Source organism: Streptomyces sp. NBC_00203, assembly GCF_045206325.1.
In the GTDB taxonomy this organism is placed as follows: Bacteria; Actinomycetota; Actinomycetes; order Streptomycetales; family Streptomycetaceae; genus Streptomyces; species Streptomyces lutosisoli.
Genome location: NZ_CP108126.1, coordinates 1,114,921 through 1,125,450 on the forward strand (window position 1 = coordinate 1,114,921; position 10,530 = coordinate 1,125,450).

Annotated in this window: 8 protein-coding genes; 5 read left to right on the forward strand and 3 right to left on the reverse strand. The window is 69.5% G+C overall.

Annotated features, from left to right (window positions below):
* Positions 1-30 precede the first annotated feature (30 nt).
* Positions 31-1,089 (reverse strand): NAD-dependent epimerase/dehydratase family protein, encoded by a 1,059-nt coding sequence (locus tag OG975_RS05350; RefSeq protein ID WP_406327803.1) that lies wholly within the window; start codon positions 1,087-1,089, stop codon positions 31-33.
* 11 nt (positions 1,090-1,100) lie between these two features.
* The gene (locus OG975_RS05355; RefSeq protein WP_406336154.1) at positions 1,101-2,126 is read right to left on the reverse strand and encodes a GlxA family transcriptional regulator; all 1,026 of its coding nucleotides are present in this window, start codon (positions 2,124-2,126) and stop codon (positions 1,101-1,103) included.
* 200 nt (positions 2,127-2,326) lie between these two features.
* Between OG975_RS05355 and OG975_RS05360 the strand changes: the two genes are divergently transcribed.
* The 5 genes from OG975_RS05360 to OG975_RS05380 all read left to right on the forward strand — a co-directional run bounded on the left by OG975_RS05360 (position 2,327) and on the right by OG975_RS05380 (position 8,975).
* The gene (locus OG975_RS05360) at positions 2,327-2,917 is read left to right on the forward strand and encodes an isochorismatase family protein (RefSeq protein WP_406327804.1); all 591 of its coding nucleotides are present in this window, start codon (positions 2,327-2,329) and stop codon (positions 2,915-2,917) included.
* A 185-nt stretch (positions 2,918-3,102) separates the two neighbouring features.
* Entirely contained in the window at positions 3,103-4,908 is a 1,806-nt protein-coding gene (locus OG975_RS05365; RefSeq protein ID WP_406327806.1) for a methylmalonyl-CoA mutase family protein, read from the forward strand.
* The gene (gene scpA, locus OG975_RS05370; protein ID WP_406327807.1) at positions 4,908-7,082 is read left to right on the forward strand and encodes a methylmalonyl-CoA mutase; all 2,175 of its coding nucleotides are present in this window, start codon (positions 4,908-4,910) and stop codon (positions 7,080-7,082) included. The genes OG975_RS05365 and scpA overlap by 1 nt, the downstream gene beginning before the upstream one ends.
* 4 nt (positions 7,083-7,086) lie before the next feature.
* Positions 7,087-8,073 carry a methylmalonyl Co-A mutase-associated GTPase MeaB gene (gene meaB, locus OG975_RS05375; protein WP_406327809.1) on the forward strand — a complete coding sequence of 329 codons (987 nt, stop codon included), beginning with the start codon at positions 7,087-7,089 and terminating at the stop codon, positions 8,071-8,073.
* A 182-nt stretch (positions 8,074-8,255) separates the two neighbouring features.
* Positions 8,256-8,975, forward strand: coding sequence for an FAD binding domain-containing protein (locus OG975_RS05380; protein WP_406327811.1), 720 nt, complete (start codon positions 8,256-8,258; stop codon positions 8,973-8,975).
* A 79-nt stretch (positions 8,976-9,054) separates the two neighbouring features.
* Here OG975_RS05380 and OG975_RS05385 read toward each other — a convergent pair whose 3' ends face one another.
* Positions 9,055-10,506, reverse strand: a complete 1,452-nt coding sequence (locus OG975_RS05385) for a glyceraldehyde-3-phosphate dehydrogenase (RefSeq protein ID WP_406327812.1) — start codon at positions 10,504-10,506, stop codon at positions 9,055-9,057.
* Between the last annotated feature and the right edge of the window lie 24 nt (positions 10,507-10,530).

Below are 10,530 nucleotides of genomic sequence, written 5' to 3' on the forward strand. Positions count from 1 at the left end.
GCGTCCGGGGTGTCACAGGGCCCGACGCCTTCAGTTCGCCCCTCGCTGCCGCCGCCACGCTTCGTAGTGGTCCAGGAGGGTCTCCTCGATCGGGCGGTAGGTGAGGCCCAGTTCGTGCGCGCTCCTGCTGTTGTCCACCCGGAACCGGATGCCGAGGTGTTTGCGGATGTAGTCCTGGGTCAGACCGAAGGCCGGGCCCAGGACGCGTACCGGCCAGTGCGGGAGCGCGGTACGGGGCAGCCGGAGATCGCGGGGGTAGCGGGTGCGGATGATGCGGGACATCTCGTGGAAGGAGGTCATCGTCTCCGCCGCGACGATGTAACGGCCCTTCGCCGCGGGGTTCTCCGCCGCCGCGATGTGCGCGTCGGCCACGTCGCGCACATCGGCTGTCGTGAAGCTGAAGTCCGGTGCACCGTAGAAGAAGTAGCCCTTGAACAGCTCGTCGAGCAGGAACAGGCTGCCGGACTCCGACATGGGGGTCAGCGACGGGCCCAGTATCAGGCCGGGGTTGACGGACACCATGCGCCAGCGGTCCTGGGCCGCCTCCGCCGCCCATGCCTCGCGTTCCGCGACCGTCTTCGCGTAGTGGTACGGGTTGTTCTCCGCCGTGCTGGTGGTGTTGAAGTACTTCTCCGACAGCACCTCGCCGTCCATGTCCAGCACATCGATGTAGTCGCCGAAGACCGCGCCCACCGTGGACGTGAAGACCAGCTTCTCGACCGTCGCGGTCCTCTCCACGCTCGCCAGCACGTTGCGCGTGCCGATCAGGGCCGGGTCGACCATGTCCCTGCGGCCGTCCTTGATCTTCTCGGGCATGAGGAACGGCGACGCCACATGGAAGACCACGCGGCAGCCGCTCATCGCCTCGTCGAAGGAGCCCTCCGTCAGCAAGTCCGCCTCGGACAGGGCGAGTCGGCCGGGAAAGGCGTCCTGCATCTCCCTCAACGGCGACACCTTCGCCGTGTTCGCCACGCTGCGTACGGTGGCGCACACCCGGTAGTCCCGCTCCAGCAGCCGCCGGACCAGATGGCTGCCGACGAACCCGCTGCCGCCGGTCACCAGCACCGTCGTCGCGCCGTCTCCACCCACGCTGTCACTCCTCACGTCCTGGAATGCCGAAACCGGCTACGGTACTCCGTCGGCGTCGTGTTGAGCTTCCGGCGGAACGCCCGGATCAGGGTGTCGATCGTGTTGAACCCGCAGACGGACGCCACCCGTTCGAGGGTGTCATCCGTGGATTCGAGTCGGTTCCGTGCCGCTTCCACCCGGGCCGACTCGATGTAGACGGCCGGGGTCATACCGAGTTCCGTCTTGAAGATCCGGGTCAACTGCCGTTCGCTCACATGGGCGTGCTGGGCGAGATCGGCCACGGTGAGGCGATCGGCGAGGTGCCGCGCGATGTGGTGCCGGAGATCGTCCATGCGCCGGGTGGTCGAGACGGGCTCGATGGGGACGCTGAACTGGCTCTGCCCGCTGGGCCGTTTCAGGTACATCACGAGCTGCCGGGCGACGCGCAGCGCGACGGCCTCGCCGAAGTCCTCGGCGACGAGGGCGAGCGACAGATCGAGGCAGGCGGTGATGCCCGCGCCCGTCCAGACATGGCCGTCGCGGATGAAGATGGGGTCGGCGTCGACCTCGACGGAGGGGTGGTCGGCGGCGAGTTGCCGCGCGGTCGACCAGTGGGTGGTGGCGCGTCTGCCGTCGAGCAGTCCGGCGGCCGCGAGGATGTGCGCTCCCACACAGACGGACGCGATGCGCTGTGTCCGGCCGGCGAGTGTCTTCACCCAGTGGACCACGGTGGGATCGGTGAGGGCGTGGACGCCGCGTTGGTCGTCGACTTCGACCGCCCCGGGAACCATGAGGGTGTCGATGCTTCTCGCGGCGGCCTCCTCGAAGGTGATGTCCGGGAGGACGCGCACCCCGGCCGAGGTGGTGACGGGGTCCATGGTTTCGGCGGCCAGGACCACCTGGTAGCAGGTGGTGTCGCCGGTTTCGCGCTGGAGCAGGGCGAACACCTCGGGTGGGCCGGTGACGTCGAGGAGGTCGACGCCGGCGAAGAGGAGAACGACGACGAACCGGCTGATGCCGGCCGCGGGCAGGGGCGCTCCGTCCGGAGAGGCGGGCATGGGCGCTCCGTCCAGGGAGGCGGGCAGGGGTGCCGAGTGGTGGGCGGGCAGGCCGGTGGGCGGGTAGGCGGGTACCGGCGCCCGCCCCGATGTCGGTATCTGCAAGTTACGTGACATTGCCGCCATGCGGATCGGGTTCGTAGCGTGGGTTGTGTCACCGCTCGGTGACCTCTTCCCTCCATCCAGCACGAGGTGCAGCCATGCCTACGACGACTCTGCGGGAACTCAACGGCTTCGACCAGACGCCGGCCTCACTCGCGTCCGCGACGCTGATCCTGATCGACTACCAGAACACCTACACCCAGGGGGTGATGGAGCTGGACGGGTGGCAGGACGCGCTCGACGCCGGCGCGGCGCTGCTGGCCCGGGCCAGGGAAGCGGGTGCGCGGATCATCCATGTCATCAACGACGGCGGCGAGGGCACCCCGTACGACATCCGGGCCGAGATCGGCCGGATCCACCCGAAGGCCGCCCCTGTCGAAGGCGAGGCCGTCGTCGTCAAGCAGGTGCCCGACGCCTTCCTCGACACCGACCTGGCCGACCGCGTGGACGCCGCCGGGAACAAGGACGTCGTGATCGCCGGCTTCATGACACACATGTGCGTGGCATTCACCGCCCAGGGCGCGTTCCTGCGCGGCAACCGGCCCACCGTCGTCGCCGACGCCTGCGCGACTAGGCCCCTGCGGACGACGGTTGCCGAGGTGTCCGCCGAGCAGGTCCACCACAGCGCGCTGGCGACGATCGAGGACCTGTACGGCGTCGTCGTCCCGTCCGCCGCCTCCCTGAGCTGACCGCCCCGGCCCGGGTCTCGCTACCGCTCCGCAGGTGATGTGTCCGCTTCGGTGGTGGTGCTGTGATCCACGCAACACCTCCTACTAGTACGCACCCGTCCCGGCTATCAAGGCCACCCCGGAGAGGGCAAGGTCACAGCCGCGTCCCCTGCTGCTCACCTGCGGTTCTGGCCTAGCATCCGAGCATGACGGTCCTGCCTGACGACGGGCTCTCGCTGGCCGCCGAGTTCCCTGACGCGACACATGAACAGTGGCAACGCCTGGTGGCGGGTGTACTGCGCAAGTCCGGCAAGGAAGTCTCGGACGACGCAGCCGAGGACGCTCTGTCCACCGCGCTGGAGGACGGGTTGCGCGCCCGCCCCCTCTATACCGCGCACGACTCCGCGCCCGATCCCGGCCTTCCCGGCTTCGCTCCCTTCGTCCGGGGCGGCCGGGCCGAGGGCAACACCCTCGGCGGCTGGGACGTACGGCAGCAGCACACGGCCGCCGACGGCGACGCGGTCGTCGCGGACCTGGAGAACGGCGTCACCTCGCTCTGGCTGGTCATGGGCGAGGGCGGGATCCCGGTTTCGTCGCTCGGCCGGGTCCTCGACGGTGTCTATCTCGACCTGGCGCCCGTCGTTCTCGACGCGGGACGCGAAGTGGAGCCCGCCGCACGCGAGTTGCTACGGCTGTACGGGGAGCGCGGGGTCGCCAAGGAGGCGGCGCGCGGCAACCTGGGAGCCGACCCGCTGGGCTTCGAGGCCCGTACGGGAGACGACAGCTTCGACTTCGCACCCGTCGCCGCTCTCGCGCGACGGTGCTCCGAGGAGTACCCGGGGCTGCGGACGCTGACCGTGGACGCGCTGCCGTACCACGAGGCCGGCGGCTCGGCGGCCCAGGAGCTGGGCAGTTCGCTGGCGACCGGTGTCGCCTATCTGCGCGCGCTGACCGAGGCGGGACTGACCGTCGAACAGGCCGCCGCCCAGCTGGAGTTCCGGTACGCGGCCACCGCCGACCAGTTCCTCACCATCGCCAAGTTGCGTGCGGCGCACAGGCTTTGGGCGCGGGTCGCCGAGGTCTGCGGGGCCCCGGGCTCACAGGTGCAGCACGCGGTGACCTCGCCGGTGATGATGTCCCGCCGCGACCCGTGGGTGAACATGCTGCGCACGACGGTCGCGACGCTGGCCGCAGGGGTGGGCGGCGCCGACGCCGTCACCGTGTTGCCCTTCGACCATGCGCTCGGCCTGCCCGACGCGTTCGCGCGCCGGATCGCGCGCAACACCTCGACGATCCTGGTCGAGGAGTCGCATCTGTCCCGGGTGATCGACCCGGCCGGGGGCTCCTGGTACGTGGAACGGCTCACGGACGAACTCGCCCACGCGGGCTGGGAGTTCTTCCAGCGGATCGAGCAGGAGGGCGGCCAGGCGGCGGCCCTGCGCTCCGGCCGGCTCCGCCAGGACCTCGCCGACACCTGGGCGGCGCGCAGCGCGAAGCTCGCCAAGCGACGCGAACCCATCACCGGGGTCAGCGAGTTCCCGAACCTCGCCGAGCGCCTCGTGGAGCGCGAACCCGCCCCCGTACAGCCGTCCGGCGGGCTGCCGCGCGTGCGGCGCGACGAGGCGTACGAGGCACTGCGGGCCCGTTCCGACGCCCACCTCGCGGCGACCGGCTCCCGGCCGCGGATCTTCCTGGCCGCCCTCGGCCCCGCCGCCGCCCACACCGCGCGTCTCACCTTCGCCTCGAACCTGTTCCAGGCGGGTGGCATCGAGCCCGTCACCGAGGGCTCGTTCGAGGACAGCGGTGCCACCGAGGTCTGCCTGTGCTCCAGCGACCCGCTCTATGAGGAGCGGGCCGCCGAGGTCGCCGCATCCCTCAAGTCGGCAGGCGCCGCACAGGTGTTCCTCGCCGGGCGCCCCGGGCAGTACCCGGGTGTCGACGCCTACGTCTTCGCGGGCTGTGACGCCGTAGCCGTGCTCTCCGCCACCCTCGACCGCATGGGAGTGTCCTGATGCCCATCCCTGACTTCTCCGGGATCGAGCTGGGCGTCCCGACCGCCGACGCCGGCACCGACGAATGGCGCAGCGCCGTCAAGAAGGCCACCGGTGGCGACGACCTCCTCTGGGAGACCCCGGAGGGCATCGCGGTCAAGCCGCTCTACACCGGGCAGGACCTGGAGGGCCTGGACTTCCTGGGCACCTACCCGGGTGTCGCCCCGTATCTGCGCGGCCCGTACCCGACGATGTACGTGAACCAGCCCTGGACCATCCGCCAGTACGCGGGCTTCTCCACCGCCGAGGAGTCCAACGCCTTCTACCGGCGCAATCTGGCGGCCGGCCAGAAGGGCCTGTCCGTCGCCTTCGACCTGCCCACCCACCGCGGCTACGACAGTGACCACCCGCGGGTGACCGGTGACGTCGGCATGGCGGGCGTGGCGATCGACTCGATCTACGACATGCGGCAGCTCTTCGACGGCATCCCGCTCGACAAGATGACCGTGTCGATGACCATGAACGGGGCTGTTCTGCCCGTTCTGGCGCTGTACATCGTGGCGGCGGAGGAACAGGGCGTACCGCCCGAGAAGTTGGCCGGGACCATCCAGAACGACATCCTCAAGGAGTTCATGGTCCGCAACACCTACATCTATCCGCCGAAGCCGTCGATGCGGATCATCTCCGACATCTTCGCGTACACCTCGCAGCGGATGCCGCGCTACAACTCCATCTCCATCTCCGGCTACCACATCCAAGAGGCAGGTGCGACGGCCGACTTGGAGCTGGCGTACACGCTCGCCGACGGAGTGGAGTACATCCGGGCGGGGCGGGCGGCGGGGATGGACGTGGACGCGTTCGCGCCCCGGCTCTCCTTCTTCTGGGCGATCGGCATGAACTTCTTCATGGAGATCGCCAAGATGCGGGCGGCACGGCTGCTCTGGGCCAAGCTGGTCAGGCAGTTCGACCCGCAGAACGCCAAGTCCCTTTCCCTGCGCACTCATTCGCAGACCTCCGGCTGGTCGCTGACCGCGCAGGACGTGTTCAACAACGTGACGCGTACGTGTGTGGAGGCGATGGCGGCGACACAGGGCCACACCCAGTCGCTGCACACCAACGCCCTCGACGAAGCGCTCGCCCTGCCCACCGACTTCTCGGCGCGCATCGCCCGCAACACGCAGCTGCTGATCCAGCAGGAGTCCGGCACGACCCGGGCGATCGACCCGTGGGGCGGCAGCGCCTACGTCGAGAAGCTGACGTACGACCTCGCGCGCCGGGCCTGGCAGCACATCGAGGAGGTCGAGGCCGCGGGCGGTATGGCCAAGGCCATCGACGCGGGCATCCCCAAGCTGCGCATCGAGGAGGCCGCGGCCCGCACCCAGGCCCGGATCGACTCCGGACGCCAGCCGGTCATCGGCGTCAACAAGTACCGCGTGGAGACCGACGAGCAGATCGACGTCCTCAAGGTCGACAACTCCTCCGTACGCACCCAGCAGATCGAGAAGCTGCGCCGGCTGCGCGCCGAGCGCGACGAACAGGCCTGTCAGGACGCGCTGCACGCGCTGACCCGGGCCGCCGAAAGCACCGGCAACCTGCTGGAGCTGGCCGTGAACGCGGCCCGCGCGAAGGCCACCGTCGGCGAGATCTCCGACGCCCTGGAGAAGGTGTACGGGCGGCACGCGAGCCAGATCCGTACGATCTCCGGTGTGTACCGCACCGAAGCCGGCGAGTCCCCGTCCGTCGAACGCACCCGCACGCTGGTGAACTCCTTCGAGGAGTCCGAGGGCCGCCGCCCCCGCATCCTGGTCGCCAAGATGGGCCAGGACGGCCACGACCGCGGCCAGAAGGTGATCGCCACCGCCTTCGCCGACCTCGGCTTCGACGTCGACGTCGGCCCGCTGTTCCAGACCCCGGGCGAGGTGGCCCGCCAGGCCGTCGAGGCGGACGTGCACATCGTCGGGGTGTCCTCGCTGGCCGCCGGGCACCTGACCCTCGTACCGGCGCTTCGGGAGGAGCTGGCGGCGGAGGGCCGCGAGGACATCATGATCGTGGTCGGTGGGGTGATTCCGCCGCAGGACGTGCCCACACTCCTTGAGATGGGCGCGGCGGCCGTCTTCCCGCCCGGGACGGTGATCCCGGACGCGGCGTACGACTTGGTGCAGCGGCTGGCGGTCAATCTCGGACACGACGTCTGATCCGATGGCACTCGATCTCGACACCTATGTGAAGGGCGTACTCGACGGGAAGCGGGCGCTGGTGGCGCGTGCCATCACGCTCGTCGAGTCGACGAGGCCCCAGCACCGTGCCCTGGCGCAGGAGTTGCTCACCGAGCTGCTGCCGCACAGCGGGCGGGCCCGGCGGATCGGCATCAGCGGCGTGCCCGGTGTGGGCAAGTCGACCTTCATCGACGCGTTCGGCACGCTGCTCACCTCGCTCGGGTTCCGGGTCGCGGTGCTCGCCGTCGACCCGTCCTCCAGCCGGACGGGCGGGTCGATCCTGGGCGACAAGACCCGGATGGAGCGCCTGGCCGTCGACCCGGCGGCGTTCGTACGCCCCTCCCCCACCGCGGGCACGCTCGGCGGGGTCGCCAAGGCGACCCGCGAGTCGATCGTGGTGATGGAGGCGGCCGGTTACGACGTGGTCCTGGTGGAGACGGTCGGCGTCGGTCAGTCCGAGACCGCGGTCGCGAACATGGTCGACTCCTTCCTGCTCCTGACCCTCGCCCGTACGGGGGACCAGTTGCAGGGCATCAAGAAGGGCGTCCTGGAACTGGCGGACGTCATCGCCGTCAACAAGGCGGACGGGCCGCACGAACGTGACGCCCGCGCCGCGGCACGCGAACTGGCGGGCGCCCTGCGCCTGATGCACCCGATGGACGCCGCTTGGACGCCACCCGTGCTGAGTTGCAGCGCGCGCGAGTCAACGGGCCTCGACACGGTCTGGGAACGCCTCGAACAGCACCGCACGCTCCTCGACTCCACCGGCCGCCTCGCCGCCAAGCGCCGCGACCAGCAGGTGGACTGGACGTGGACGATGGTCCGCGACGAACTCCTCGGCCGTCTGCACGCCGACCCGGCCGTACGCGCCCTCGCCCCTGGCCTCGAACAGCAGGTGCGGGAAGGGGAGTTGACGGCCACGCTTGCCGCAGAGCGCATCCTGGGGGTGTTCGGCGCCGAGGGTCGCTGAACCGCGCTTGAAGACGCGGGGAAAGATCCACAGTGCACCTCGTGTGCGAGGGGCGCACCGGGGGAAGGAGTGAGCCCTGTACGCGCCCCCGCGTGCCCGGGGAAAATGCGCCATGTCGACGGTCATGTGGCTGGGGTATCGCGTACCCGGCCGCCAGTTTCCCAGAAAGCAGGTCGGCTGCCGTGCTGTTGCGTCTGCCCACGTCCGTTTCCGAAGCACAGGAGTGCATGGCTGAGGGGGCGGTGCCGATAGGCGGCGCGACGCTCGTGTGGGCCAACTGGCAGCGGGACGGCTTCCCCGAGCACGCCATGTCGCTGCGTGAGCTGCCGGAAGCCAATGCGATCGGGCGGGAGGCGCTGGGCGCGGCCGTGGTGCTGAACCGGATCGACGACCGCGTACCGCAGGCCCTGCGACTGGCGGCCGCCACCGTGGGAACCGGAGCCGTGCGCCGTACGGCCACCGTCGGTGGAAACATCGTCGGCAGCACGCTGCGCGACCTGCTGCCCGCGGCACTCGTCCTGGACGCCCGTGCCGTGGTCCTGGAACCTGACAGCTTCTACGAGACCGACCTGGCCGAGGTTCTGGCCAAGAGCCCCCTGCTGCTCAGCCTCCGCTGGCGCGCACCCATCGCGAGTGGATTCCGCAAGCTGGCGGGCGAAGCGGGTGATCCGCCGCCACTCGTCGCCGCCGCTCTGCACGCCGCCGACGGCGGAGGAACCCGCCTTCGCGTCGCCGTCCGCGACGGCTACGAGGTGCTCAGCGAGAGCACCGAGTGCACCGCCGACTCCGAACAGGCCCTCGACGACCTGCGCCGTACGGCCATCGGCGCACTTCACTCCACGGTTTGGGAAGTGGTCCGCCAGCAGGTCACCGACCTCGTGCCCCGCCCCGCCGACGGTTGAGAACTCCTGGCGGCTCACTTGACGCCCCATGGAACGAGCGTCAAGTGAGCGTCAGCCCACCGGGATCAGGCCACGAAGATCAGGCCACCGGGACGGGGACCGGGTACGTCGGGTACTCCACCCCGGAGACATGCTGGACGACGCGGATGACCTGGCAGGAGTAGCCGAACTCGTTGTCGTACCAGAGGTAGAGGATCGCGTTGTCGCCGTCGACCTTGGTGGCGCCGGCGTCGACGATCGAGGCGTGGCGCGAGCCGATGAAGTCGCTGGAGACCGCGTCGGGGGCGGTGGTGAAGTCGATCTGACGCTTGAGCGGCGAGTTCAGCGACACGTCGCGGAGGTGGTCGAGGACCTCTTCGCGGGTGGTCTCGCGGCCGAGCCGCAGGCTGAGGATCGCGATCGAGACGTCCGGCACCGGGACGCGGATCGAGCTGCCGCTGATCGGCGCCTTGAGGTCGGGCAGCGCCTTGGCGACGGCGGAGGCGGCTCCGGTCTCGGTCATGACCATGTTGAGCGGCGCCGAACGGCCGCGACGGTCCGCGCTGTGGTAATTGTCCAGCAGGTTCTGGTCGTTGGTGAACGAGTGGACGGTCTCCACGTGGCCGCGCAGCACGCCGTACTCGTCCGCCATCGCCTTCAGCGGCGGGACGATCGCGTTGGTGGTGCAGGACGCGCAGGACAGGATCTGCTCGTCCGGCTTGATCGTGTCGTGGTTGACGCCGTGCACGATGTTGGGGACGTCGCCCTTGCCGGGCGCGGTCAGGACGACCTTGTCGATGCCGGGGCGCAGGTGCTGCGAAAGGCCCTCGCGGTCGCGCCACTTGCCGGTGTTGTCGATGAGGATGGCGTCCTTGATGCCGTACGCCGTGTAGTCGATCTCCGACGGGTCGTTCGCGTAGATGACCTGGATCTCGTTGCCGTTGGCGGTGATCGTGTTCGTCGCTTCGTCGACGGTGATCGTGCCCTGGAACTGGCCGTGGATGGAGTCGCGGCGCAGCAGCGAGGCGCGCTTGACGATGTCCTGGTCGCCGCCCTGGCGTACGACGATGGCGCGCAGGCGCAGGCCATTGCCGGAGCCGGACTTCTCGATCAGCAGGCGGGCGACGAGGCGGCCGATGCGGCCGAAGCCGTAGAGGACGACATCGCGACCGTCGCCGCGCTCGATCTTGTTGGCACCTGTGGCGCCGGCGACGGCCTCGGTGGTGAACTCCTCCACGGACAGACCGCGGCCATCGGCTCGGTACGTCGCGGCCAGCATGCCGATGTCGATCTGGGACGGGCCGAGGTCCAGCGTGGTGAGAGCTTCCAGGAACGGCAGCGTCTCCGTGACCGAGAGTTCTTCCCCGGCTATCTGGCGGGCGAATCGGTGAGTCTTGAGAATGCTCACCACCGACTTGTTCACCAAGGAGCGGCTGTGAAGCAGGACGGTGACGTCACGCTCCCTGTGCAGCTTCCCGATGATCGGGATCATCGACTCCGCGATCTCCTCACGGTTCTTCCAGTTGGTGAACGAGTCCTCGTTGACAGTCACAGATTTATCTTTCGAGCTAGGCGG

Excerpts from the sequence above, each read along its gene's own strand:
- meaB (WP_406327809.1), top strand. The coding sequence starts at position 7,087 with ATGGCACTCGATCTCGACACCTATGTGAAGGGCGTACTCGACGGGAAG.
- OG975_RS05355 (WP_406336154.1), bottom strand. The coding sequence starts at position 2,126 with ATGCCCGCCTCTCCGGACGGAGCGCCCCTGCCCGCGGCCGGCATCAGC.
- OG975_RS05365 (WP_406327806.1), top strand. The coding sequence starts at position 3,103 with ATGACGGTCCTGCCTGACGACGGGCTCTCGCTGGCCGCCGAGTTCCCT.
- OG975_RS05360 (WP_406327804.1), top strand. The coding sequence starts at position 2,327 with ATGCCTACGACGACTCTGCGGGAACTCAACGGCTTCGACCAGACGCCG.
- scpA (WP_406327807.1), top strand. The coding sequence starts at position 4,908 with ATGCCCATCCCTGACTTCTCCGGGATCGAGCTGGGCGTCCCGACCGCC.